Below are 24,553 nucleotides of genomic sequence, written 5' to 3' on the forward strand. Positions count from 1 at the left end.
GTCCCTGGCCCCGACGGGTGGGGGTGCCTAGCGTCCTCAGGTGTTGCGGTCGGTCGTCGCTGGAGGTGTCGTCGTGTTGCAGAAGGTCCTGCTGAGCGCCTCCCGGCGGCACGGTCTCCGCGCCGCCGTCACCGGCACGCCGGCCACCCGGCGGGTCGTCGACCGGTTCGTCGCCGGAGAGACGCTCGACGACGCGCTGCGCGCCGTCCGCGAGCTGTCCGCCGACAGCATCGCGGTGACCCTCGACCACCTCGGGGAGGACGTCACCGACCGATCCCAGGCGGTGCGGTCCCGCGACGCCTACCTGGCCGCGCTGGAGGGTCTCGCACCGCTCGGTCCCGGACCGGCCGCCGAGGTGTCGGTCAAGCTCTCGGCCTTCGGCCAGGCGCTTCCCGACGGCGGGCACGACATCGCCCTGGAACTGGTGCGCCCGGTCGTCGAGGCCGCCACCGCGATCGGCACCACGGTCACCCTCGACATGGAGGACTCCCGCACCGTCGACTCGACGCTGGCCGCGGTCGCCGAGCTGCGCAAGGACCACCCCGGCACCGGAGCCGTGCTGCAGGCGATGCTGCACCGCACCGAGGACGACGCCAAGGCGCTCGCGGTCACCGGCTCGCGGGTGCGGCTGGTCAAGGGCGCCTACGACGAGCCGGCGTCGGCCGCGCATCAGCGGAAGGCCGACGTCGACGCCGCCTACCTGCGCTGCCTCGAGCTGCTCATGGCCGGCCCCGGCTACCCGATGGTCGGCTCGCACGACCCGGCGATCGTGGCGCGTGCCCACGAGCTGGCCGCCCAGCACTCCCGCGCCGCCGACTCGTGGGAGGTGCAGATGCTCTACGGGATCCGCCCCGACGAGCAGCGCCGGCTGGCCGCCGCCGGCACCCGCGTCCGGGCCTACGTGCCCTACGGCGCCGACTGGTACGGCTACTTCATGCGCCGGCTGGCCGAGCGCCCCGCCAACGTCGCCTTCTTCCTGCGCTCCCTCGCCACCCGACGCTGAATCGAGGTTCCCCATGGACGCCATCACCCGGGTGCCGGCCCCCCGCAACGAGCCGGTCCTGACCTACGCGCCGGGTGCGCCGGAGCGCGAGGAGCTGCAGCGGCGCCTGGCCGAGCTCGCCGCGGAGCCGGTGGAACTGACCAGCACTCTCGGCGGGCGGCAGCGCATGGCCGCCGGCGAACGGTTCGACGTCGTCCAGCCGCACCGGCACTCCGCCGTCCTGGGCACCGCGGCGCACGCCACCCACGCCGACGCGCAGGAGGCGATCCGCTGCGCCAAGGAGGCGGCACCGGGGTGGTCGGACCTCTCCTTCGACGACCGCGCCGCCGTCTTCCTCCGCGCCGCCGACCTGCTCGCCGGCCCGTGGCGGCAGACGCTGAACGCCGCGACGATGCTCGGCCAGAGCAAGACCGTGCAGCAGGCCGAGATCGACAGCGCGTGCGAACTGATCGACTTCTGGCGCTACAACGTGCACTTCGCCCGTCAGATCCTGGCCCAGCAGCCGGGGTCCTCGCCCGGCGTGTGGAACCGCAGCGACCACCGGCCGCTGGAGGGCTTCGTCTACGCGATCACGCCGTTCAACTTCACCGCGATCGCCGGCAACCTGCCCACCGCGCCCGCGCTGATGGGCAACACCGTCGTCTGGAAGCCCGCGCCCACCCAGCAGTTCGCCGCGCACTTCCTGATGCGGCTGCTGGAGGAGGCCGGGCTCCCGCCGGGCGTGATCAACCTGGTGACCGGCGACGGGATCGCCGTCTCCGAGGTGGCCCTGGCCGACCGCGACCTCGCCGGCATCCACTTCACCGGGTCCACGCCGGTCTTCCAACACCTGTGGCGGACCGTGGGCGAGAACATCGCCTCCTACCGCGGCTACCCGCGGATCGTCGGCGAGACCGGCGGCAAGGACTTCGTCGTCGCCCATCCCTCCGCCGACGTCGACGTGCTGCGGACGGCGCTGGTTCGCGGCGCGTTCGAGTACCAGGGGCAGAAGTGCTCGGCGGCCTCCCGGGCGTACGTTCCGCGCTCGGTGTGGGGCCGGCTGCGCGACGACCTCGTCGGGGTCACCGAGTCCCTGACGATGGGCGACGTCACCGACTTCTCGAACTTTCTGGGCGCGGTGATCGACCGGAGATCGTTCTCCAAGCTGTCCGGGGTCCTGGACCGGGTGGCGGGCGACCCGGCGCTGTCGATCGTCGCGGGCGGCACCGCCGACGACAGCGAGGGCTTCTTCGTGCGGCCGACGATCATCGAGGGCACCGACCCGGGCCACGACGTCTTCACCACCGAGTACTTCGGCCCGGTGTTGGCGGTGCACGTGTACGAGGACGCCGAGTACGACGCGGTGCTGACCCAGATGGAGTCGGTCGCGCCCTACGCGCTCACCGGGGCGGTCATCGCGCAGGACCGGGCGGCCATCGCGCACGCGCAGAAGGTCCTGCGGCACGCGGCGGGCAACTTCTACGTCAACGACAAGCCGACCGGGGCCGTCGTCGGCCAGCAGCCCTTCGGTGGGGGGCGCGCCTCGGGGACCAACGACAAGGCCGGCGCCGCGCAGAACCTGCAGCGCTGGACGTCGACCCGCTCGATCAAGGAGACGTTCACGCCGCCGACGGACCACCGCTACCCGCACATGCACTGACCCGGCAGCCCATGGTGATGAGGTCTCCTGATCACCATGGGTCCTGGCTCGCGGTCGACGGTGAGCCAGGACCCGGAACGATCAGGTCTCCTGATCATCAGCGCGCGGCCAGTGGGGGACGCCGTCGAGCAGGACGGCGCCCTCGGACGGGCGGTGCGGGGTGAGCCGGCCGTCAGGCATCAGGTGGACGACGTCGTACCCCCGCGCCAGGACGGCGACGTCGGCGATCAGCCGCCGGTGGCACCGCCACCACACGCTCTCGCTGCACATCACCGCCACCGTTCGCCCGTCCGCCTCGGCCAGCACCTCGTCCAGCGCCGCGACGAACTCCGGCGTCCGGGTGTGCGCGGCGTAGGCGGCGAACTGCGCGACCGTCCACCAGTCGTCCACCACCGGGGTTCCCGCGGGCAGGGCGCGCCGCCCGCCCAGGCGCTCCTCCCATCGGTAACCGACGCCGGCGGCCGGCAGCCACTCCGCCAGGGCCTCCCGCCGGACGTCGGGGTTGTTCCGGCTGCCCGGGAAGCGGCGCACGTCGACGACCACCTCCACCCCGGCGGCGGTGAGGCGCGCACCCAGGCTCTCGCGGTCCTCCGGTCCGTGCCCCACGGTCATCAACGCCACGCCTCCTGCCTACCCGAGCACCGCGGCCCCCGCCCCGGCAGTCATGCTCGCGGGCACGGATTCGGGGATGGAGGAGTGTGGACGGCGGAGCGGCAGAGGCGCGGACCTCGATGTGGCGGTCGCGCGGGGTGCGGGCGCTGGTCGGCGTCACCTCCCTCGGGTTCGCCAGCTACTGCCTGACGCTGGCGTCCCTGCCGACGTACGCGGTGGCGGGCGGGGCAGCGGAGAGCACCGCGGGCGTGGTGACCGCCGTCTTCCTCGTGGTGACCATCGCCGCCCAGTCGGTGGTCCCGGCGCTCACCGCGAGATTCGGCACCGGACCGGTCCTCGCCGCCGGGCTGGTAGCGCTCGGGCTCCCCGCGCCGCTGTACGTGCTCGACGACGGCGTCGCCTGGATATCGGCGCTCTCCGCTGTGCGCGGCGTCGGCTTCGGGGTGCTCACCGTCCTCGGTGCGACCCTCGCCGTGCGGGTGGCGCCGCCAGGCCGGCGCGGCGAGTCCATCGGCCTCTACGGCCTCGCCATCGCGATCCCGAACATGCTGGCCGTCCCGGCCGGAGCCGCCCTGGTGCTCGCGGACCACGTGGGCTGGCTGTCCTGGCTGGCGGCCTCACCGCTGCTCGGGCTGGTCTTCCTCCCGATGCTGCTGCGCTCGGTCCGCCAGGGGGAGGCGGCCGGCCCGACGGGGAGCGGGGGGGCCGCGGTGCGCGCCGCGGTCGCGCCGTCGGTGGTGCTCCTGGTGGTGACCACCGCCGGCGGGGGGCTGGTCACCTTCCTGCCGATCGAGCGGCCCGACGGACAGCTGGCCACCGCGGCGCTGCTGCTCTGGGGGCTGACCGGGGCACTCACCCGGTGGCGGGCCGGCGTGCTCGCCGACCGCGTCGGCAGCGCCCTGCTCCTCCCGCTGGGGCTGCTGGTCGCGGCGCTCGGCCTGGCGCTGACCGGTATCGGCCTGCGCTTCGGGCCGGTCTGGGTGCTGGGCGGCGCGGCGGTGTTCGGCGCCGGGTTCGGAGCGGTGCAGAACCTGACGCTGCTGCGGGCCTTCGCGCGCGCCGGGGACGGCGGCACGACGTCGGCCAGCGCGATGTGGAACGCCTCGTTCGACGCCGGGACCGCGAGCGGTGCGCTGCTGCTGGGCCTGCCCTACGCCGGCCTCGGCCTTCCGTCCACGCTCGTGCTCATGGCCGTGGTGCTCGCCCTGGCGCTGCCGATCGCGCGGGCGTCGGCCCGCCCCGCGCTCGGCCGCACCTGAGCCGGCGGGCGCTCAGCGCCGTCGCAGGACCCGGACGGCGACGGCCAGGAGCCAGATCACGACGGCCAGGACCAGCGCGCCCGTGGCGATCGCGACGTTGACCAGCACGGTGTGCACGTGCGCGCCGTCGGCGTGCCCGGCGATGTCGGTGCGGGCCATCACCTGCTGCGGGTCCTGCGGGTCGTAGACGACCTCCAGGGGCGCGGCGTACTGGTAGCTGCCCGCGCGCCAGACGGAGTTCCAGCGGTCGCGCGGCTCGTACTCGGCGAGCACGCGGCTGAAGCCCGTGGCCCCGGCCGTGACGCGCTCGCCGTCCACGGTGGTGAAGGTGACATCCAGCTCCCGACGGGCGTTTCGCCGGGACAGCTCCTCGCGCACCTCGATGGCGGTCACCGTGACGCCCCTGCTCTCCAGCCGGCGCGCCAGATCGGCGTCGGGCTCCTCGGATAACACCAGAAAACCGGTGCCGGCCAGCAGCCAGATCAGTCCCGCGACGGCGAGCAGGACCGACGTACCGGGCAGCTGCCAGGGCGGGGCGAGCCGGCCGCGCCGCCACCAGCCGGGAGCGCGGGCGCGGGGGCCTGAGTGGCCGGTGCCACCGTCAGGGCAGCCGGGCGACGATCGCCTGCAGCGAGCGGATGAAGAGGATCTCCTCGGCGCCGCGCCGGAGCCACGTCCGCAGCCCGTCCGGATCGGAGCGGTTGGCGTCGCGCAGCTGACCGAGCTTGAGCTGGCGGGTGCTGGCCTGGGCCCGCTGAGCGGTGGGGAGCACGCGGCCCTCGGCGCGGGCGATGGCGGTGAGCCCGGCGCCGACGAAGACGAGGTCGCGGACGTCGGTCAGCTCGGCCAGGAGCGCGTCGACGGCGTCGTCCTCGCCCTCGGAGAGATGGGCGAGCAGCACTTCGGCACGGCGGCGGCCCTCGGCCGCGGGGTCATGCGTGGTCACGGCACCACTGTGCCCCGGCCGGGGTGGCCGGGGCACAGCGGGTGCTCGGTGCGACGCTCGCCGACTCCCTTCCGGGGGAAGGGGGGGTCCTTCCTCAGGCGTCGCGATGCCGGAACGCCAGGTACGCGACGAGCAGGACGGCGGCAACCTCGGCGCAGAACACCGCGAAACCCACCCAGGGGTCGAGCAGGAAGGGGTTGAACGAGACCGGGGTGGCGATCGAGGAGCCCGCGTTGCCCGGCATGAGCTTCGACGTCCACTCGCCCCAGGCGCCGGGCAGCAGGACGACCAGGGTGCCGACGACGAACACCAGCGCCAGCACGATCGACAGCGCCGCCGCGGTGTGCCGCACCAGCAGGCCGACGCCGGCGGCGAGCAACCCCAGCCCGGCCATGTACAGGCCGCTGCCGAGCATCGAGCGCAGTACGCCGTCGTCGGACAGCGCGAGACCGACGCCCTCCCGGTCGAGGAAGAAGTTGCCGCCGAGGTACCCGGCGACGGCGGTGACCGTGCCCGCGACGAACAGCGTGCCGACGAGGACGAGGGCCTTCGCCGCCAGGACCGCTCCGCGGCGCGGCGTCGCGGCCAGCGTCGCGCGGATCATGCCCGTCCCGTACTCGGTCGTGACGGCCAGGGTGCCGAGCACGATCGCGGTGATCTGGGCGAACGTCACCCGAAGGTGATGAACGAGCCCGGGTTCTCGTCGGCCTCGCTGCTGGCCAGCCACTCGGCGTTCGTCGCGCAGATCAGGGTCGTGAGGCCCGCACCCAGGACGAGCATGGCGATGACCGACCAGGTGGTGGAGCGCACCGACCAGAACTTGAGCCACTCGGCGCGCAGCGTCTCGGGGAAGCCCGGTCGGCGCATGCCCGGGACGTTGCGGTTCGGGTCGAGGCGGACGGTCGTGTCGGCCGAGGTGACGGTCATCGGGAGGTCCCTGCGGGAGTGACGGGCGCGGAGGGGGCCATCGGGGAGGCCGAGTACTCCACGCTGTCGGCGGTCAAGGTCATGAAGGCGTCCTCGAGGGAGGACCGGACGAGCGTGAGCTCGTGCAGCAGCAGGCCGCTCTTCCCGACGAGCTCGCCGACGGCGGCGGCGGCGAGGCCCTGCACGCGCAGCTCCTCGTCGTGCACGGCGACGTCGAGCCCGTGCCGGCGGAGGAGCTCGGCGACCTCGCCCCGCTGGGGGCTGGCGACCCGCACGTAGGAGGCGGCGTGCTCGGCGATGAACTGCGACATCGAGCAGTCGGCCAGGATCCGGCCACGGCCGACGACGACCAGGTGGTCGGCGGTCAGCGCCATCTCGCTCATCAGGTGGCTGGACACGAACACGGTGCGCCCCTGCGCCGCGAGTTCCCGCGCGAGGGTGCGGACCCAGCGGATGCCCTCGGGGTCCAGCCCGTTGACCGGCTCGTCGAGCACGACGACGGGCGGGTCGCCGAGCAGTGCGACGGCGATGCCGAGTCGCTGGCCCATGCCGAGGGAGAACTTGCCCACCCGCTTGTCCGCGACGCTGTCGAGGCCCACGAGGTCGAGGACCTCGTCGACCCGCGCCCGCGGGATGCCGTTGCTGGCCGCCAACCAGCGCAGGTGGTCGCGCGCCGAGCGGCCGGGGTGCAGGGTCCGCGCCTCCAGGAGCGCGCCGACCTCGCGCAGCGGCGCGGCATAGTCCTGATAGCGGCGGCCGTTGACGGTCACGCTGCCGGAGGTGGGCCGGTCCAGGCCGAGGATCATGCGCATGGTCGTCGACTTGCCCGCGCCGTTGGGGCCCAGGAAGCCGGTGACCCGGCCGGGCTCGACGGTGAACGTGACGCCGTCGACGGCGGGCTCGGCGCCGTAGACCTTGGTGAGGCTGCGGGCGGCGATCATGCGAACGCCGCCCTGCTGGTCAGGTGATGAGTCATGCCGGAAGCCTGTCGGGGCGGCTGTCCCGGATCCATCGGGGAGCGCCCTGATCGGACCCTGAACCGTCCCTGACGGGATCAGGCGCTGCGGGGCAGGGGAGCATTCGGGCCGAGCTCGCGGCGCAGTGCCCGCGCGGCGGCCTGGCCGGCCCGGTTGGCGCCGATCGTGCTGGCCGACGGGCCGTAGCCGACCAGGTGCAGCCGCGGTTCGCCGACGACCTGGGTGCCGTCGAGGCGGAAGCCGCCGCCGGGCTCCCGGAGGTGCAGCGGGGCCAGGTGGCCGACGGCGGCCCGGAAGCCGGTGGCCCAGAGGATCACGTCGGCGGCGACGAACCGGCCGTCCTCCCACGCGACGCCGTCGGGGGTGATCCGGTCGAACATCGGCAGCCGGTCGAGGACTCCGCGGTCGAGGCCGTCGCGGATGTAGGGGGTGGAGACCAGCAGGCCGGTGAGACCCACGACGCTGCCCGGCCGGCGGCCCTCGCGGACCGCCTGCTCCACCTTGGCCACCACCTCGCGGCCGGCGTTCTCGTCGAACACCCCCTCGCGCCACACCGGAGGCCGGCGGGTCACCCAGGTGGTGCCGGTGACCAGAGAGATCTCGCCCAGCAGCTGGGTGGCCGACGCGCCACCCCCGACGACCACGACGTGCTGCCCGCGGAACTCCTCTGCGGTCCGGTAGTCGACGGTGTGCAACTGCCGGCCGCGGAAGACGTCCTGCCCCGGATAGCGGGGGACGAACGGGCGGCTCCACGTGCCGGTGGCGTTCACCACCGCGCGCGCCGTCCAGTCGCCGTCGTCGGTGGACAGCCGGAATCCGCCGTCGTCGGTCCGGTGGACCGAGGTCACCCGGACCGGACGGACGACGGGGAGCTCGAAGTGCTCCTCGTAGGCAGCGAAGTAGGCCGGGACCGACTCGACGGCGGGTGCGCGGTCGTCGTCCGGGACGAACGGCAGGCCGGGCAGGTCGTGCACCCGGTGCGTCGTGCCGAGGGTCAGCGAGGGCCAGCGGTGCCGCCACGCCCCACCGGGCGCGGGCTCGCCGTCGAGGACGACGAAGCCGGTGCCGCGCTCGAACCCCTGCCGCGCCAGCGCCCAGGCCGTGGACAGGCCGGCCTGACCCGCACCGACCACCACGACGTCGACGTCGCGGGCTGGAGGCCGGTGCGTCATGCCGGGGAAACCGCAGGCCGACCCGCGTCCTTCCCACCGGCTGCCGGGCGTCGCCCGATCGTGATGGGACGTGTCGGTTCCTCTTCCCTGTGAAACCAACCGACCGGTATGGTCCGGCCCTCTCATCGAGCGGACGGGGGCACCACGATGGCGGGGTCGGGCGCAGGCGGTCGGAAGTTCTCCTCGCGGGATCGCTGGTTCGTGTCCGTGGAGCTACTCCGGCGGTCGTCCGCCGTGCGCCCCGAGCTCGGGGTGGGGGAGCGGCTGGACGCCCCGGGTGTGGCTCAGCTGGAACGGGCCCGGGCGCGCGGGCTGCAGACGGCGGTCCTGGTCGGCGACCGGGCGTTCTACGGAGACGACGCGGACTGGCTGGTCGACCGGTGGGTGGAGTGCGACACCCTGGACCCCGCGGCGATCGTGGCGGCGGTCGACGAGCTCGGCGGCGTCGTCCTCGCCGTCACGAGCACCGTCGACTCCTTCCTCGCACCGACGGCCGCGGCGGTCCGGGCGCTCGGGCTGCGCGGCCCGACGCCCGGCACCCCCGTGCTCTCCGACGACGAGGCGGTCCTCCGCGCGGCGATGGCGGACGCGGGCGTCGCCGTCGCCCCCTGGGTGTCGGTGTGCGCGGGCGAGCCCGGGCTCGCCTCGGCCGTGGGCTATCCCTGCGTCGTCGCGCCGGTGGACGGCTCCCGGCGGTGGGACGTCGCGCTGGTGGGGGATGACCGGGAACTGCGGGCGCTGGCCACCCGGCACGGGGGGCGCAGCACCTACGGCCGGCAGGTCCGCCCTCGCCACCGGCTGCTCGTCGAGCAGTACGTGCACGGGCCGCGGTACGCCGCCGACGGGTTCGTCGTGGAGGGGCGGCCGGAGGTCCTCGCCTGGTCCGAGCAGGTCATGACGCTGCCGCCGGAGTTCACCGAGCTGGCGCTGACCGCGACGCGGCAGGCGCCCGTCGGGATCGCGCCCGCGTACGTGGAGGCAGCGCTCGCCGCCGCCGGGCACGACTCCGGGCCGTTCCACCTGGAGTTCGTGCTGGGCCCGGCGGGGCCGGTGCTGGTCGCGCTGCACGCGCGGCCGGCCGCGCCAGGAGCCCAGCTGTGCGTCGACCACGTCAGTGGCGTGGACACCGCGGACCTCGCCGTCGCGTTGCTGCTCGGGGAGCCGGTGCCCGTCGCGCGACCCGACCCGGCCGTGGCGGCGTGCACCCGCATGTACCTGATGTCGCACCACGCCGGGCGGGTCCGCGAGGTCTCCGGCGTGCGCGAGGTCGCGGCCATCCCCGGTCTCGTGCTGGCCGAGGTCTTCACCGACGTGGGCGGTGGCATCGAGCTCCCCGGATCGCCCGCCGGCTACCTCGGGCACGTGATCGCCGCGGGCGCCACGCCGGAGCAGGCGCGGCGCCGGGCCGTGTTCGCGCTGAACGGCATCCGCGTGGACGTCGAGGTGCTGCAGACCGTCTGACCGCCTCACCTGCTGCGTTGATGTACCGGACCACCCAGTCGTTGTCGACCTCGATCAGCCCGACTGGCTGGACTCGAGAGTCGGAGACTCCTCGTCGACCTGCTCGTCGGTTCACCGCCGGCTCGTCACGACCCCTCTTGCCTGCCCATCAGCCCCCCTGCACCGGCGGTCGACCCATCGGTCATCCAGATACCGGTTGCCATCCGCCGTGCGCAGCCGCGATGTCGCACCATTGCGGAGTTGTCTGCTCGGCGACCTCGCTCAGCAGCAGTCGCCCGTATCGGGCAGGCTGGTCCCCGGGGCCGTGACGGCAGGACCGGAGGTAGAAGTGAGCGGGGCGACAGGGCTGCGCGGACGGGTCGCGCTGGTGACCGGTGGCAGCAGCGGCCTGGGCAGGGCAACGGCTCTGGCCCTGGCTGGAGACGGCGCCGATGTCGCGGTACTGGCCCGCGGATCCGCCGATCTGGATCTGACGGCCGAGCAGGTCCACGCCCGTGGCGTGCGAGCGAGCGCGGCGGTGGTGGATCTCGCCGATGCCGATGAGATCGAGCGGGCGGTATGTCAGGTGCACGCCGACCTCGGCCGCGTCGACGTCCTGGTCAACGCGGCCGGAACCGATGTGCCTGGTCCGGTGGCCGAGCTCGACGTCGCAGCTTGGGATCGGGTGCTCGCAGTGAATCTGCGCGCGTCATTCGTGTTGGCCAAGGCAGTCTGGCCGGACATGCGTGAGAACGGCGGCGGAACCATCGTCAACGTGTCCTCGGTGGCCGGCCGGCGCGGCTGGGCGAACGCCGCCGCGTACTGCTCCGCCAAGTTCGGGCTGACCGGCCTCACCCAGGCACTCGCGGCCGAGGGCAAACCGCATCGGATCCGCGCCTGCCTGGTTTATCCGGGCGCCATGGACACCAGCTGGGGCGTCTGGTCACCGGAAGATCGGACCGGCTCTGCTGAGCCGGCCCTGCCCGCCGACGCATTGGCACCCGATCAGGTCGCCCGCCTGATCAGCTGGATCGCCGCCGCCCCACCGGATGTGGTGCTCAACGAGGTAACCGTCACCCCGCTGCTCGAGCAGGGATGGCCGTGAGCCAGCGTGCATTGATCGACCCCGCGTTCGATCAGCAGGATCAGCAGGATCAGCGGGTCACCGGGGTGGGGCTGGGGCTGGTCGAGACGATCCGGTGCCTGCGAGCCTCCGGCGGGCAAGCGTCCTCCGGCGGCGATGCACCGGAGGGGCGGTCCCGTCCCGAGTGGCCGGAGAACCGGGTGAGGGTTGTCGATGGCCGAGCGCGAACCACGGTCGCCGCGGCGGGAAATCGCCTTGCGCGGACGTGCCGGCGAAGCCGGTGGTGAAGTGCGCCATCAGGGACTCGAACCCCGAACCCGCTGATTAAGAGTCAGCTGCTCTGCCAATTGAGCTAATGGCGCGGATGCACCGGCGTGCCGGGCAACGAGGCAGAACGATACCAGCGTCGCGCCGCGTCCATCGCAGGTGGTCGGGGAGGGCTTCGCCACACGTGGCGGCCACCGCGATGTCGTCCGTGCGTGGACACTGATGAGGAGCGCTCGCCCCAGGTGGGGCGAGGCGGGAGGACAGAGGAGCCGGTGCAGGTGCGACGGACAGCCGCGATGATCGCCGCGGGGACGCTGGTCCTCCTGGCCGGGTGCAGCGGGGACGACACCGCGAAGTCCGGTGAGCCCACCGCGCAGGCCGAGCCGGCGACTGTCGAGCTCGCCGTCGCCGACGGATCGGTCGACGTCTCTCCGGTGGTGCCGCTCGAGATCTCGGTCGACGGCGGTGAGCTCTCCGAGGTGACGGTGACCGACGGCGAGGGCGCGCCCGTGCCCGGCGCCGTCGCGCCGGCCGCCGACGAGGAGCCGGCCACCGACGACGAGGCCGCCGAGGACGGCGCGGCCGCCCAGGTCTGGACGCCGGAGACCCCGCTGGCCTACGGCACGAGCTACACGCTGACGGCCACCGCCACCAACGGCGACGACGAGACGACCACCGGGACGTCGACCTTCACCACGGTCACCCCCGAGTCCGTCACGACCCCCTCGGTCGGCCCGCTCGACGGCCAGACGGTCGGCGTCGGCATGCCGATCCGCGTCTACTTCGAGGAGCCGGTGGCCGACAAGGCCGCCGTCGAGAGCCACCTCGCGGTGACCAGCACGACCCCGACCGACGGTGTGTGGAGCTGGCTCAACGACACCGAGGTGCACTTCCGGCCGTCGCAGTACTGGCCGGAGAACATCGAGGTCACCGTCGACGCCGACCTGTACGGCGTGAACTTCGGCGACGGGGTGTGGGGCGAGAAGAACCGCTCGGTGTCCTTCTCCATCGGCGAGCGGCACGTCTCGATCGCCGACGCCGCCACCCACACCATGGAGGTGTTCGACGGCGACCAGCTGGTGCAGACCTTCCCGATGAGCGCCGGTGGCTCGGACTTCCCCAGCCGCAACGGGGCGCACGTGGTCACCGAGCTGAACCGGGACCGGATCATGGACTCCAGCACCTACGGCACCCCGGTCGACAGCCCCAACGGGTACCGGACGCCCGTCGAGTACGCCGTCCGCCTGTCCAACAACGGCGAGTTCGTGCACGCCGCACCGTGGTCGGTGGCGCAGCAGGGGCGCGAGAACGTCTCGCACGGCTGCATCAACCTCTCCACCGACCGGGCAGCCTGGTTCTTCAACTTCTCCCAGCCCGGCGACGTCGTGGAGATCAAGAACTCCGAAGGACCCGCGCTCTCGGCGGCCGACGGGGACATCTACGACTGGGCGATCTCCTGGGAGGAGTGGCAGGCCGGCAGCGCGCTGAAGTGATCACCGGTGAGCAGGGGGCGTTTCTCCCTCTGTGACCACGGGCACCCTTCCGCCGACTCGAGGAGGGTGGTCATGGAGACCTGGAAGATCGTGCTCATCGTCGCCGTCGCACTGGTGCTGGTCGCACTGCTGGTGCTGGCGCTGCTCAAGCGGGCGCGGGTCGCACGCGTGCAGCGCGAGGCGCAGCACCGCGAGCAGGCGCGCGAGAACCTGCAGGAGGCGCAGCTCCGGGCAGCCCGGGCGGACAAGGAGCAGGCGCTCGCCGAGGAGCAGGCCGCGGCGGCCCGGCGCGAGATTGCCGAGGTGCAGGAGCGTTCGGCGCTGGCCGAGCAGGAGGCCCGGGAGCGGGCCGCCCGCGCCGGTGAGGACCGCACGGCCGCCGAGCAGCTGCGGTCCGAGGCGCAGCGACTCGCACCCGACCTGACGGGCGACGGGCACCACCCGCAGCACGGTTCTCCTGACGGTGGTGCCACCCGCCGCTGAGTTTCGCCGGCCCCGCCGGTCAAACCTTTCGAGGACGTCGACTCGGAGGGGTGTCATGACCGATCTGCTGGCCATCGGTACGCGCAAGGGGCTGTTCCTGGCCCGCAGTGACGACGGGCGCCGGACCTGGACGCTGGACGGGCCGCACCTCCTGGCTCAGGAGGTCGCGGCCGTCTGCGTCGACACCCGCCGGGCAGGCCCGCGCATCCTGGCGGGCATCCAGTACGGGCACTGGGGACCGACCGTGATGTGGTCCGACGACCTGGGTGCCACCTGGGACGAGACTGATTCCGGCGCGATCCGGTTCCCCGCCGACACCGGGGCGGCGCTGGCACGGGTCTGGCAGCTCCGGCCCGACTCGGCCGACCGGCCCGACGTGGTGTGGGCCGGGTGCGAGCCGCACTCGCTGTGGCGCAGCACCGACGGCGGTTGCAGCTTCTCCCTCGTCCGCGGCCACTGGGACCACCCGCACCGGCCCGAGTGGGAGCCCGGCGGCGGCGGGGGAGCGGTGCACACGATCCTGCCCGACCCGGCCTCGGACCGGGTCACCATCGCGATGAGCGGCGGTGGCGTCTACCTGAGCGACGACGGCGGCTCATCCTGGGAGCCGCGCAATCGCGGGATCAGCGCCGTCTTCATGCCCGAGCCGGCGCCGGAGTACGGGCAGTGCGTGCACAAGGTGGCCGTCGACGCCGCCGGCCCGGACACGATGGTCGCGCAGAACCACTTCGGGGTGTTCCGCACCGAGGACGCCGGGCGGACCTGGTCCTCCATCGCCGGCGGGCTCCCGGCGGACTTCGGCTTCCCGATCGCGACCTCGCCGATCACGCCCGGGACGGCGTGGGTGGTGCCCCTGGTGGCGGACATGCAGCGCGTGCCACCGGGCGGGAAGCTGCGCGTCCACCGCACCCGCGACGCCGGGGCCACCTGGACCGAGGGCGGCGTCGGCCTGCCCGATGCCGCGTGGACCGCGGTCATGCGGGACGCGTTCTGCGTGGACGAGGGCGATCCGACCGGCGTCTACGTCGGCACCCGCGACGGCTGCGTCTACGCCAGCGCCGACGAGGCGGAGTCCTTCACCCTCGTCGCCGACCACCTGCCCGACGTGCTCGCGGTGCGCGCGGTGCGACTCCCGTGACCGTGCAGGTCCTGCTCCCCGGCGTGCTCGCCGACCTCGCCGGCGGCGCCAAGCACCTCGACGTCGAGCCGGCGGGGGACACCCTCGCCGACGTGCTGGACGAGCTGGCCGCTCGGCACCCCATGCTGGGGCGGCGGCTCCGCGACGAGACGGGCACGGTGCGGCGGTTCGTGAACGTCTACGTGGACGGCGACGACATCCGCTACGCCGGCGGCCTGACGACGACGGTGCGCGACGGCGCCCAGGTGCAGGTGCTGCCCTCGATCGCGGGCGGCTGAGGGGGCAGGGGGCTCAGAGGGAGGCGAGCTGCGCGCAGTTCGGGCACAGCTGCTGCTCCTCGTAGCCCTCGGGGGGCCAGGGGAGCTGCTCGTCGATGGAGACGTAGGCGCCGCACAGGGCCTTGCGGCTCTGCCCTGCCACCCGGCCGATCGTGGCGTGCGCCGGGCCGATCTGACGGGGCGTGAGGCCCTCCGCACCGAAGGAGCCGACCATCACGACCGCGTGGGCTGTTCCGTACGCGTAAACGGTGGTCATGTCGACAGGGTCCGGGCCCGTCCGCCGGGAGACCAGCACCGCCGGGTACGTGTTCGGCGCAGCCGCCACATCCGCCCCGTCCGTACCGGGATCCGCGCAGATCGGTGGTATCCGGCTCTATCGCTCGTCGGCGTCGACGATCTCGCGCAGCGCGCGCACGTGCCCCGCGTAGGCCCGAGCTCCCTCGCGGGTGAGCGAGAGCCACAGCCGGCTGCGCGAGTTCCGCACGGCGCGCTCCTGCTGCACGTACCCGGCGTCGACGAGGTGCGCGAGCTGCTTGCTCAGCGCCGACTTCGACAGTCCCAGGCGGTCCTGGAGGACGCCGAACTCGATGCTCTGCGCGGCGCTGAGCATCGCGCAGATCCGCAGGCGCTGCGGCGCGTGGATGACCTCGTCGAAGGCGACCGTCTCAGCGTCCATCGCCGTAGATCTTCACGTAGCGGTATCCGGTGACGAGCACGATCGCGGCAGCGACGGCGGCGCCGACCAGGAACACCCACCGGGCACCGGTCGTCTCGTCGAGCACCAGGCACAGCAGGTAGGTGCCCGAGGTCCCGAGCAGGAACGGGACCATGTCCGCGGGCCGTGGCGTGACCCACGAGACGCCGTCGCGGTTGAGCCAGTACCGGTGCCCGAGCCCACCCGCGCCGGCGGCGATGGCCACGATCGCCACCAGCTGGGTCATCCGGCCGGCGTCGGAATCCGGTAGCAGCTGCACCAGGTGGAGGCCCGCGATGGCGGCCGCCATGGCGACGAAGAACCAGTACGGGATGGGCGGGTACCGCACCGCGTCCTGGTCCTCGGCGAGCTGTCGCAGCGACTCGCGCGCCTCGTCCGGCGTGGGGGAGTGCCGCGATGGGGTTTCCATGCAGGAAACAGTAGCGCAGAGTTTCCTGCATGGAAACCCTTGATCGGATCAGGACGCGTAGATCTTTTCCACCTCGGGAGCGAACTCCTTCATCACCACCGAGCGCTTGAGCTTCAGCGACGGCGTCAGCTGCCCGCCCTCCACCGTCCACTCGACCGGGAGGACCGCGAAGTTGCGGATCGACTCCGCCGTCGACACCGAGGCGTTCGCGGCGTCGACGGCGGCCTGCACCTCCGCCATGACCTCGGGGTCGTCCACCAGCTGGTGCATCGGGGTGTCGGCCGGACGCCCCTTGGCCTCCAGCCAGGCCGGCAGCGCCTCGGCGTCGAGGGTGATCAGGCAGCCGATGTAGGGGCGGTTGTCGCCCACGACGATGCACTGGCTGACCAGCGGGTGGGCGCGGATCTTGTCCTCGAGCACCGCGGGGGAGACGTTCTTCCCGCCGGAGGTCACCAGGATCTCCTTGATCCGGCCGGTGATCGTCACGTAGCCCTCGCTGTCGAGGACCCCGATGTCGCCCGTGGCGAACCAGCCGTCGCGCATGGTCTCGGCGGTCGCGGCCGGGTTGTTCCAGTAGCCCCGGAACACCTGCGGGCCGCGCACGAGGATCTCGCCGGTGTCGTCGATGCGCACCGACGAGCCGGGGGCGGCCCGCCCGACGGTGCCGACCTTGAGCGCCTCCGGCCCGCTGACGGTGGCCGGGCCGGCGGTCTCGGTGAGGCCGTAGCCCTCCAGGATGGTGACGCCGATGCCGCGGAAGAAGTGGCCCAGCCGCTCGCCCAGCGGCGCGCCTCCGGAGAGCGCGTACTCGACCTTGCCCCCCATGGCCGCGCGGAGCTTGCCGTAGACCAGGGCGTCGAACAGCTTGTGCTGGAGATTCAGCCCCATCCCGGCGCCGCCGGTGTCCTGCGCCTTGGACCACGCGACGGCGACCCGCTCGGCCCGGTCGAAGATGGCGCCCTTGCCGGCGGCGTGAGCCTTCTGCCGCGCCCCGTTGTAGACCTTCTCGAACACGCGGGGCACGGCCACGAGGAACGTCGGCTGGAAGGTGCCGAGGTCGGCCAGCAGCGAGGCGAGGTCGCCGGTGTGGCCCAGCCGCGCGCCGTTCTGGATGCAGCCGACCTCGATGATGCGGGCGAAGACGTGCGCCAGGGGGAGGAAGAGCAGCGAGCTCCCGCCCTCGGCGCTCATCGCGGGGATGACCGCCGGCGCGAGCTCGGCGACGTAGAGCAGGTTGCCGTGGGTGAGCTCGCAGCCCTTCGGGCGCCCGGTCGTCCCGGAGGTGTAGATGATCGTGGCCAGGCTCTCCGTGGAGAGGGTCGCCCGCCGCTCGTCGAGCACCGTGGCGGGGGCCTCGTCGGCGCGGGCGGCCAGGGTGTCGAGGTCGCCGGACTCGATCTGCCACACGTCGCGCAGGCCGGGCACGTCCGCGCGTACCGACTCGACGAGTGCCTCGTGCACGGGCGTCTCCACGACGACGGCGACGGCGCCGGAGTCCGACAGGATCCACTGGGCCTGCTCGGCCGACGAGGTCTCGTAGATCGGCACACCCACGCCGCCCGCCGTCCAGACGGCGTAGTCGGCCAGCGTCCACTCGTAGCGTGTCCTGGACAGGATCCCGACCCGGTCGCCGGCCTGGACGCCGGCGGCGATCATGCCGCGCGCGAGCCGGGCCACCTGGTCGGCGAACTCACGGCTGGTCACCGGCATCCACGTGCCCCCGGCGTTGCGGCTCAGCGCCACCCGGTTCGGGTGCGCGGCGGCGTTGCTGGTCACCGCGTCCGGTAGAGCGGCGGAGGGCGGGATCTCGAACGTTGCGGGGATGGAGTACTCCTGCATCGGGTGCGCTCCTCGGGCTCGAGCCGCGTCACGCCGGTGTGACGCAGATCGCGAAGATACAGAACATGTGGTCTGTATGTTCGGGATTCCGGCGCGGTGGTCGCCGGGGCTCGTCGATCTCCTGGGGGTAGCTGTGCAGTCCGCGCTCTACGAGGCCGAGCACGAGGCGTTCCGCGCGATGGTGCGCGACTTCCTGGCCAAGGAGGTCGTTCCGCACCACGCGGCGTGGGAGGACGCCGGCGTCGTCGACCGGTCGGTCTGGCTCAAGGCGGGCGAGCAGGGCCTGCTCGGCATGGACGTGCCCGAGGAGTACGGCGGGGGCGGCATCCGGGACTTCCGCTACAACGCGATCATCTCCGCCGAGGTCAGCCGGGTAGGGGCCAGCGGGCTGGGGTTCACGCTGCAGAACGACGTCGTCGCCCCCTACCTGATCGCGCTCACCACTGACGAGCAGAAGCGGCGGTGGTTGCCCGGCGTGGTCAGCGGCGAAATCATCACCGCGATCGCCATGACCGAGCCGGAGGCCGGCTCGGACCTGCAGGGCCTGCGGACGACGGCCCGCCGGGACGGCGACGAGTGGGTGCTGAACGGGTCCAAGACGTTCATCACCAACGGCATCAACGCCGACCTGGTGATCGTCGTGGCCCGCACCGATCCCGAGGCCGGCGCCCGCGGCTTCTCGCTGCTGGTCGTCGAGCGCGGGATCCCCGGCTTCGAGCGCGGCCGGAACCTCGACAAGATCGGCCTCAAGGCGCAGGACACCGCCGAGTTGTTCTTCTCCGACGTCCGCGTGCCGGCGGAGAACCTGCTCGGCACCGAGGGGCACGGCTTCTTCCACCTCATGGAGAACCTGCCGCAGGAGCGGCTGTCGATCGCCGCGGGCGCCGTGGCCTCGGCCCGGATCGTCCTCGACCGCACCGTCGAGTACTGCAAGGAGCGGACCGCCTTCGGCAAGCCGATCGGGAAGTTCCAGAACACCCGCTTCGAGCTCGCCGAGATGCACACCGAGGTGTCCATCGCCGAGACCTACCTCGAGAAGGCGATCGGTGAGCACAACGCCGGCCGGTTCACCGCCGAGGACGCCGCCATGGCCAAGTGGTGGACGACGGAGCTGCAGAAGCGCGTCGTCGACCGGTGCCTGCAGCTGCACGGCGGCTACGGCTACATGCTCGAGTACCCGGTCGCCAAGGCCTACCTCGACTCGCGCATCCAGACCATCTACGGCGGGACGACCGAGATCATGAAGGAGATCGTCGGTCGCTCCCTCGGCGTCTGAGCACCTCCCCGAAGCGATCCTGAGAGGACCCGTATGACCGCCGAGGCGTTCCTCTACGACGCCGTGCGCACGCCGCGCGGCAAGGGCAAGAAGACCGGTGCCCTGCACTCGGTCAAGCCGATCAGCCTGACCACCGGCCTCATCGACGCCGTCCGCGACCGCAACCCCGGTCTGGATCCCGACTCCGTCGACGACATCGTCCTCGGCGTCGTCTCGCCGGTCGGTGAGCAGGGCGCCGTGATCGCCCGGACCGCGGCGCTGGCCGCCGGCCTTCCCGACACGGTCGCCGGCGTGCAGATCAACCGGTTCTGCGCCTCCGGGCTGGAGGCGGTGAACCTGGCCGCGCAGAAGGTGCGCTCCGGCTTCGAGGACCTCGTGCTCGCCGGCGGCGTCGAGTCGATGTCGCGCGTGCCGATGGGTTCCGACGGCGGCGCCTGGCCGATGGACCCGGAGACCGCCGCGCGCACCGGCTTCGTGCCCCAGGGCATCGGCGCCGACCTGATCGCGACGCTGGCCGGGTGGAGCCGTGAGGACGTCGACGCCTACGCCGCCGAGTCCCACGCCCGCGCCGCCAAGGCGTGGTCCAACGGGTACTTCGACCGCTCGGTGGTCCCGGTGACCGACCGCAACGGCACCGTCGTCCTCGACACCGACGAGCTGGTCCGCCCCGGCACCACCGTGGAGTCCCTCGCCGGGCTGCCCTCGGCCTTCGCCGGCATCGGCGACATGGGCGGCTTCGACGCCGTCGCGCTGAACGAGTACCACTGGGTCGAACGGATCGACCACGTGCACACCGCCGGCAACTCCAGCGGCATCGTCGACGGCGCCGCGCTGACGGTGATCGGCACCGAGGAGGCCGGCAACCGCAACGGGCTGACCCCGCGCGCCCGCATCTTGAGCACCGCGGTCTCCGGCGCCGACCCGGTGATCATGCTGACCGGCCCCGCGCCGGCCACGTTCAAGGCGCTGGCCAAGGCCGGGCTCACCGTCGACGACATCGACCTGGTCGAGATGAACGAGGCGTTCGCCGCTGTCGTCCTGCGCTTCATGGCCGACACCGGGTTCGCCTCCGAGCAGGTCAACGTCAACGGCGGCGCCATCTCGATGGGGCATCCGCTGGGCGCCACCGGCGCGATGATCCTGGGCTCGCTCGTCGACGAACTCGAGCGGCGCGACCTGCGCTACGGCCTGGCCACCCTGTGCGTCGGCGGCGGCATGGGCATCGCCACCGTGATCGAACGCGTCTGAGCGCGAGTCTGAGGAGCACCCCGATGAGCGACAGCACCATCCGCTGGGAGTCCGACGCCGACGGCGTCGTCACGCTCACCCTCGACGACCCCTCGTCGTCGGCGAACACCATGAACGACGCGTACGTGCGCTCGATGGCCGAGACCATCGACCGGCTGGAGCGCGAGAGGGAGACCATCCGCGGCGTGGTCGTCACCAGCGCGAAGAAAACCTTCTTCGCCGGCGGCAACCTCGGCAGCCTGGTCCAGGCCACGCCCGACACCAAGGACGCCGTCCTCGCCCAGGTCACCCTGGTGAAGGGCCAGCTCCGCCGGCTGGAGACTCTCGGCGTCCCGGTGGCGGCGGCGATCAACGGCGCCGCGCTGGGCGGTGGCCTGGAGATCGCGCTGGCCTGCCACCACCGTGTCGTCCTCGACGACACGAGGATCAGGCTCGGCCTCCCCGAGGTCACCCTCGGCCTGCTGCCCGGTGGCGGCGGGGTCGTCCGCACCGTCCGGCTGCTCGGCCTGACGACGGCGCTGCTCGAGCTGCTCCTGCAGGGCCAGCAGCTGCGCCCCTCGAAAGCGATGGAGCTGGGCCTGGTCCACGAGCTCGCCGCCGACCGCGACGAGCTGGTGGCCAAGGCGCGCGCCTGGGTGCTCGCCCACCCCGACGCCGCCCAGCCGTGGGACACCTCGGGCTACAAGGTGCCCGGCGGCACCCCGTCGAGCCCCTCCCTGGCCAGCACGCTGCCGGCGTTCCCGGCGAACCTGACCAAGCAGCTCAAGGGCGCGCCCTACCCGGCGCCCTACGCGATCCTCTCGGCCGCGGTGGAGAGCCTGCAGGTCGACGTGGACACCGCGTTCACCGTCGAGGGGCGCTACTTCGTCGACCTGGTCGCCGGCCAGATCTCGACCAACATGATCCAGGCGCTGTGGTTCGACCTGAACGCCGTCAACGGCGGTGCCTCCCGTCCGACCGGGCCGGAGAAGTACGCGGCGAGCAAGGTCGGCGTGCTGGGCGCCGGGATGATGGGCGCCGGCATCGCGCACGCCTTCGCCAAGGTCGGGGTCGAGGTCGTGCTCAAGGACGTCAGCACCGAGGCCGCGCGGAAGGGCAAGGCGCACGTCGAGGGTCTCGTCGGCAAGCAGGTCTCCCGCGGGCGCATGAGCCAGGAGACGGCCGACGCGTTCCTCGCGCGGATCACCCCGACCGGCGACGCCGCCGACCTGGCCGGCTGCGACGTGGTCGTCGAGGCCGTCTTCGAGGACCAGGCGCTCAAGCACCGCGTCCTGAGCGAGGCGGAGGCCAACGCCGCGCCGGACGCGCTGCTGGCGTCCAACACCTCGACGCTGCCCATCACCGGGCTCGCCGAGGGCGTGCAGCGGCCGGACGACGTCGTCGGCATGCACTTCTTCTCGCCGGTGGACAAGATGCCGCTGGTCGAGCTGATCGTGGGGGAGCGGAGCTCCGACGAGGCACTGGCGCGCGCCTACGACGTCGTCCGGCAGATCGGCAAGACGCCGATCGTCGTCTCCGACAGCCGGGGTTTCTTCACCAGCCGGGTGTTCGGCACGTTCGTCCTGGAGGGCGCCGCGCTCCTGGCCGAGGGCCTGGCGCCGATGAGCATCGAGCGCGCGGCACTGCAGGCCGGCTTCCCGGCCGGCCCGCTCACCCTGCTCGACGAGGTGACCCTGACCCTGCCGCTGACGATCAACGAGGAGGCGGCCAAGGCCGGCGCCACCCAGGAGCACCCGGGCATCGCCGTCCTGCGCGCGCTGGTCGATCAGGGCCGCACCGGCAAGTCCGCCGGGCAGGGTTTCTTCGACTGGCAGCCGGAGAAGCGCGTGTGGAGCGGGCTTCCCGAGGTCTTCCCGACCCGGAACCCCGACGACGGCGCCGCCGTGCCCTTCGCCGACGCGCAGGAGCGGCTGCTGTTCGTCATGGCGGTGGAGACGGCGCGGTCCGTGGAGGAGCAGGTGCTCCGCAGCGTCGAGGACGCCAACATCGGCTCGATCATGGGCATCGGCTTCCCGCCCCTGTACGGCGGCGTGCTGCAGTACGTCGACCAGTACGAGGGCGGGGTCGCCGGGTTCGTGGCGCGGGCCGACGAGCTGGCCGACCGCTACGGCGAGCGCTTCCGGCCGCCGGCGATCCTGCTCGAGCGCGCCGTCCCCGCGGGCAGCCTCCGCGCAGCGGTGTCGGGCTGAGTGACATCGCCGTGACCACCCGTCCGCCGCTCCGCCGGACCCAGGCGGAGCGGCGGGCGGTCACCCGGGACGCGCTGGTGCGGGCGACCGTCGACGCGCTGGTCGAGCTGGGGTACGCCCGCACCACCACCCAGGAGGTACAGCGCCGGGCCGGGGTGTCCCGCGGGGCGCTCACCCACCAGTTCACGTCGAAGGCCGAGCTGGTGCTGGCCGCCGTCGACCACCTCTACGAGGAGTTCAGCGCCAGCGTCCGGGCGGCCGCTGCCGCGCTCCCGGCGGAGTCGGCGGCCCGCGTGCGGCTCGGCGTCGAACTGATCTGGCAGCGGTTCCACGGGCCGCTGTTCGTGGCCGCGATGGAGCTGTGGACGGCGGCCCGGACCGATCCGGAGCTGCGCGCGGCGCTGTTGCCGCACGAGCGGCGGCTCGGCGCGCAGCTGCGGGCGCTGGCGTTCGAGGTGTTCGGCGAGGAGGTCGCCCGACACCCGGCCGCCGAGTCGATGTACCAGGTGCTGCTCACCTCGATGCGCGGGCAGGCGCTGACCTACGCGCTGCAGCCCGACGCCCCCCGGGGCCAGTTCCTCCAGCACTGGCTGGCCATCATCGAGGCGCTCACCCCGCCCTCGGAGCAGCGCTCCACGGAAGGCGGGGGTGCATGACGAGCGTGGCGATCATCGGGACCGGGTTCGGCGGCATCGCGGCGGCGGTGCGCCTCATGGAGGCCGGCGTCACCGACCTCGTGCTGTTCGAGAAGAGCCTGGACGTCGGCGGGGTGTGGCGGGAGAACACTTATCCCGGAGCGGCGTGCGACGTCCCCTCGCACCTCTACTCGCTGTCCTTCGCTCCCAAGCCCGATTGGTCGCGCCGCTTCGCCCCGCAGGCGGAGATCCACGCCTACCTGCGCGAGGTCGCCCGGGACTTCGGCGTGCTCCCGCACATCAGGTTCGGCACCGAGGTCCTCTCGGCCGCCTTCGAGGAGGAAGCCGCACGGTGGCGGCTCACCCTCCCCGGCGGTGAGGAGCACGAGGCCGACGTGCTGATCACCGCGACCGGACAGCTCAGCCGGCCGAGCCGGCCCGACATCGCGGGGCTGGACCGGTTCGAGGGCACGATGTTCCACTCGGCGCAGTGGGACCACGACCACGACCTCACCGGCGAGCGGGTCGCCGTGCTCGGCACCGGCGCCAGCGCCATCCAGTTCGTGCCGGCGGTCGCCCCGCGCACCGCGCGGCTCGCGGTCTTCCAGCGGTCGGCGCCCTACGTGCTGCCCAAGCCCGACCGCGCCTACCAGGACCGCGCCAAGCGCGCGTTCGCGCGGGTGCCCGGGCTGCTGCGGCTCAGCCGCGGGGTCAACTACGGCGCCAACGAGCTGCGGTCACTGGGCTTCAACACCGAGCCGCGGCTGCTCTTCGCCCACCGGGCGCGCTTCCGGAAGTACCTGGAGGCCGCGGTGCCCGACCCGGGGCTGCGGACGAAGGTCACGCCCACCGACCCCATGGGCTGCAAGCGGATCCTCCTGTCCAACGACTGGTACCGCGCGCTCCAGCTGCCGCACGTCGAGGTGGTCACCGAGGCGATCAGCGAGATCCGGCCGCACTCGATCGTCACCGCCGACGGCACCGAGCGCGAGGTCGACACGATCGTGCTGGGCACGGGGTTCGCCGCCACGGAGTTCCTCGCGCCGATCCGGATCACCGGCCGAGGCGGGCGCGACCTGCACGAGCAGTGGGCCGACGGCGCCAGCGCCTATCTGGGCACCGTCGTCCCCGGCTTCCCGAACCTCTTCGTGCTGTACGGACCGAACACCAACCTCGGCCACAACTCGATCATCTTCATGCTCGAGGCGCAGGTGCGGTGGGTCGTCCAGGCGGTGCGCCACCTCCAGCAGGGCCGCGTGCGGTGGCTCGACGTGCGGCGCGACGTCGCGGAGGCCTTCGACTCCTGGGTGCAGCGCCGGCTGCGCGGCACGGTGTTCGCCGGCGGGTGCCGCAGCTGGTACCTGACCGAGAGCGGCCGGAACACCCAGAACTGGCCGGCGTCCACGATCGCCTTCCGGCGCCGGTTGCACCGGCTGCGCCCGGAGGACTTCGCGCCGGCCCCGGCCGCCGTCCCGGTGGGAGGTGACCGTGCCGAGCCCGGTTGAGCACGTCGTCGTCGTCGGG

At 72.9% G+C, this 24,553-nt stretch carries 25 protein-coding genes and 1 tRNA gene; 14 read left to right on the forward strand and 12 right to left on the reverse strand.

Annotation, left to right across the window (positions count from 1 at the left end):
• Window positions 1–73: 73 nt before the first annotated feature.
• Both C5508_RS00180 and pruA read left to right on the forward strand, forming a co-directional pair.
• Window positions 74–1,003: a proline dehydrogenase family protein gene (locus C5508_RS00180; protein WP_104522412.1), complete on the forward strand. Its 930-nt coding sequence runs from the start codon at window positions 74–76 to the stop codon at window positions 1,001–1,003.
• Between the two features lie 13 nt (window positions 1,004–1,016).
• Complete coding sequence (pruA, locus tag C5508_RS00185) at window positions 1,017–2,642, forward strand: L-glutamate gamma-semialdehyde dehydrogenase (RefSeq protein WP_104522414.1); 1,626 nt, start codon at window positions 1,017–1,019, stop codon at window positions 2,640–2,642.
• A gap of 81 nt (window positions 2,643–2,723) precedes the next feature.
• On the opposite strand, the gene C5508_RS00190 is transcribed toward pruA, so the two are convergent.
• Entirely contained in the window at window positions 2,724–3,254 is a 531-nt protein-coding gene (locus C5508_RS00190) for a DUF488 domain-containing protein (protein ID WP_104522415.1), read from the reverse strand.
• A gap of 119 nt (window positions 3,255–3,373) precedes the next feature.
• Here C5508_RS00190 and C5508_RS00195 point away from each other — a divergent pair, with 119 nt between their 5' ends.
• Window positions 3,374–4,513 (forward strand): MFS transporter, encoded by a 1,140-nt coding sequence (locus tag C5508_RS00195; RefSeq protein ID WP_104522583.1) that lies wholly within the window; start codon window positions 3,374–3,376, stop codon window positions 4,511–4,513.
• A 12-nt stretch (window positions 4,514–4,525) separates the two neighbouring features.
• Here the strand turns inward: C5508_RS00195 and C5508_RS20780 are convergent, their stop codons facing one another.
• The 6 genes from C5508_RS20780 to C5508_RS00220 form a co-directional block, all read right to left on the reverse strand.
• Window positions 4,526–4,966: a DUF3592 domain-containing protein gene (locus C5508_RS20780; RefSeq protein WP_232796805.1), complete on the reverse strand. Its 441-nt coding sequence runs from the start codon at window positions 4,964–4,966 to the stop codon at window positions 4,526–4,528.
• Window positions 4,967–5,114: 148 nt separating this feature from the next.
• Window positions 5,115–5,459, reverse strand: a complete 345-nt coding sequence (locus tag C5508_RS00205; RefSeq protein ID WP_104522419.1) for a hypothetical protein — start codon at window positions 5,457–5,459, stop codon at window positions 5,115–5,117.
• Between the two features lie 94 nt (window positions 5,460–5,553).
• Window positions 5,554–6,132, reverse strand: a complete 579-nt coding sequence (locus C5508_RS00210) for an ABC transporter permease subunit (protein WP_232796806.1) — start codon at window positions 6,130–6,132, stop codon at window positions 5,554–5,556.
• A complete protein-coding gene (locus C5508_RS20095; protein ID WP_232796807.1) occupies window positions 6,129–6,386 on the reverse strand; it encodes a hypothetical protein in 258 nt (85 codons plus the stop codon). Before C5508_RS20095 ends, C5508_RS00210 begins: the two co-directional genes overlap by 4 nt.
• The gene (locus C5508_RS00215) at window positions 6,383–7,327 is read right to left on the reverse strand and encodes an ABC transporter ATP-binding protein (RefSeq protein ID WP_104522421.1); all 945 of its coding nucleotides are present in this window, start codon (window positions 7,325–7,327) and stop codon (window positions 6,383–6,385) included. The genes C5508_RS20095 and C5508_RS00215 overlap by 4 nt, the downstream gene beginning before the upstream one ends.
• Before the next feature lie 113 nt (window positions 7,328–7,440).
• Entirely contained in the window at window positions 7,441–8,535 is a 1,095-nt protein-coding gene (locus C5508_RS00220; protein ID WP_104522423.1) for an NAD(P)-binding domain-containing protein, read from the reverse strand.
• A gap of 234 nt (window positions 8,536–8,769) precedes the next feature.
• On the opposite strand from C5508_RS00220, the gene C5508_RS00225 reads away from it, so the two are divergent.
• On the forward strand, window positions 8,770–9,996 hold the full coding sequence (locus tag C5508_RS00225) for an ATP-grasp domain-containing protein (protein ID WP_198597745.1): 1,227 nt from the start codon (window positions 8,770–8,772) through the stop codon (window positions 9,994–9,996).
• Between the two features lie 367 nt (window positions 9,997–10,363).
• Window positions 10,364–11,080: an SDR family oxidoreductase gene (locus C5508_RS00230; protein ID WP_198597746.1), complete on the forward strand. Its 717-nt coding sequence runs from the start codon at window positions 10,364–10,366 to the stop codon at window positions 11,078–11,080.
• Between the two features lie 268 nt (window positions 11,081–11,348).
• On the opposite strand, the gene C5508_RS00235 is transcribed toward C5508_RS00230, so the two are convergent.
• Window positions 11,349–11,421, reverse strand: a tRNA-Lys gene (locus tag C5508_RS00235).
• A gap of 183 nt (window positions 11,422–11,604) precedes the next feature.
• On the opposite strand from C5508_RS00235, the gene C5508_RS00240 reads away from it, so the two are divergent.
• The 4 genes from C5508_RS00240 (at window position 11,605) to C5508_RS00255 (ending at window position 14,718) form a co-directional block, all read left to right on the forward strand.
• Window positions 11,605–12,819 carry a L,D-transpeptidase gene (locus tag C5508_RS00240; protein ID WP_232796808.1) on the forward strand — a complete coding sequence of 405 codons (1,215 nt, stop codon included), beginning with the start codon at window positions 11,605–11,607 and terminating at the stop codon, window positions 12,817–12,819.
• Window positions 12,820–12,891: 72 nt separating this feature from the next.
• Window positions 12,892–13,302 (forward strand): hypothetical protein, encoded by a 411-nt coding sequence (locus C5508_RS00245; protein WP_104522429.1) that lies wholly within the window; start codon window positions 12,892–12,894, stop codon window positions 13,300–13,302.
• 55 nt (window positions 13,303–13,357) lie between these two features.
• Window positions 13,358–14,440, forward strand: a complete 1,083-nt coding sequence (locus C5508_RS00250; RefSeq protein WP_104522431.1) for a WD40/YVTN/BNR-like repeat-containing protein — start codon at window positions 13,358–13,360, stop codon at window positions 14,438–14,440.
• Entirely contained in the window at window positions 14,437–14,718 is a 282-nt protein-coding gene (locus C5508_RS00255; RefSeq protein WP_104522433.1) for a ubiquitin-like small modifier protein 1, read from the forward strand. The genes C5508_RS00250 and C5508_RS00255 overlap by 4 nt, the downstream gene beginning before the upstream one ends.
• A 13-nt stretch (window positions 14,719–14,731) precedes the next feature.
• Here the strand turns inward: C5508_RS00255 and C5508_RS00260 are convergent, their stop codons facing one another.
• The 4 genes from C5508_RS00260 to C5508_RS00275 all read right to left on the reverse strand — a co-directional run bounded on the left by C5508_RS00260 (window position 14,732) and on the right by C5508_RS00275 (window position 17,681).
• A complete protein-coding gene (locus C5508_RS00260) occupies window positions 14,732–14,974 on the reverse strand; it encodes a hypothetical protein (protein WP_104522587.1) in 243 nt (80 codons plus the stop codon).
• A 117-nt stretch (window positions 14,975–15,091) separates the two neighbouring features.
• Window positions 15,092–15,394: a transcriptional regulator gene (locus C5508_RS00265; protein ID WP_104522435.1), complete on the reverse strand. Its 303-nt coding sequence runs from the start codon at window positions 15,392–15,394 to the stop codon at window positions 15,092–15,094.
• The gene (locus C5508_RS00270) at window positions 15,384–15,842 is read right to left on the reverse strand and encodes a hypothetical protein (RefSeq protein WP_104522437.1); all 459 of its coding nucleotides are present in this window, start codon (window positions 15,840–15,842) and stop codon (window positions 15,384–15,386) included. The genes C5508_RS00265 and C5508_RS00270 overlap by 11 nt, the downstream gene beginning before the upstream one ends.
• 48 nt (window positions 15,843–15,890) lie before the next feature.
• Entirely contained in the window at window positions 15,891–17,681 is a 1,791-nt protein-coding gene (locus tag C5508_RS00275; RefSeq protein ID WP_104522439.1) for an AMP-dependent synthetase/ligase, read from the reverse strand.
• 133 nt (window positions 17,682–17,814) lie between these two features.
• On the opposite strand from C5508_RS00275, the gene C5508_RS00280 reads away from it, so the two are divergent.
• The 5 genes from C5508_RS00280 to C5508_RS00300 are packed head-to-tail and all read left to right on the forward strand — an operon-like array spanning window position 17,815 to window position 24,534.
• Window positions 17,815–18,957: an acyl-CoA dehydrogenase family protein gene (locus C5508_RS00280; RefSeq protein WP_104522441.1), complete on the forward strand. Its 1,143-nt coding sequence runs from the start codon at window positions 17,815–17,817 to the stop codon at window positions 18,955–18,957.
• A gap of 33 nt (window positions 18,958–18,990) precedes the next feature.
• On the forward strand, window positions 18,991–20,205 hold the full coding sequence (locus tag C5508_RS00285; RefSeq protein WP_104522443.1) for an acetyl-CoA C-acetyltransferase: 1,215 nt from the start codon (window positions 18,991–18,993) through the stop codon (window positions 20,203–20,205).
• Window positions 20,206–20,228: 23 nt separating this feature from the next.
• A complete protein-coding gene (locus C5508_RS00290) occupies window positions 20,229–22,394 on the forward strand; it encodes a 3-hydroxyacyl-CoA dehydrogenase NAD-binding domain-containing protein (protein ID WP_104522445.1) in 2,166 nt (721 codons plus the stop codon).
• An 11-nt stretch (window positions 22,395–22,405) separates the two neighbouring features.
• Window positions 22,406–23,050, forward strand: a complete 645-nt coding sequence (locus tag C5508_RS19730) for a TetR/AcrR family transcriptional regulator (RefSeq protein WP_198597747.1) — start codon at window positions 22,406–22,408, stop codon at window positions 23,048–23,050.
• Window positions 23,047–24,534: a flavin-containing monooxygenase gene (locus C5508_RS00300; RefSeq protein ID WP_104522449.1), complete on the forward strand. Its 1,488-nt coding sequence runs from the start codon at window positions 23,047–23,049 to the stop codon at window positions 24,532–24,534. Before C5508_RS19730 ends, C5508_RS00300 begins: the two co-directional genes overlap by 4 nt.
• Window positions 24,535–24,553: the final 19 nt, after the last annotated feature.

Source organism: Blastococcus atacamensis (assembly GCF_002938425.1).
Lineage (GTDB): Bacteria > Actinomycetota > Actinomycetes > Mycobacteriales > Geodermatophilaceae > Blastococcus > Blastococcus atacamensis.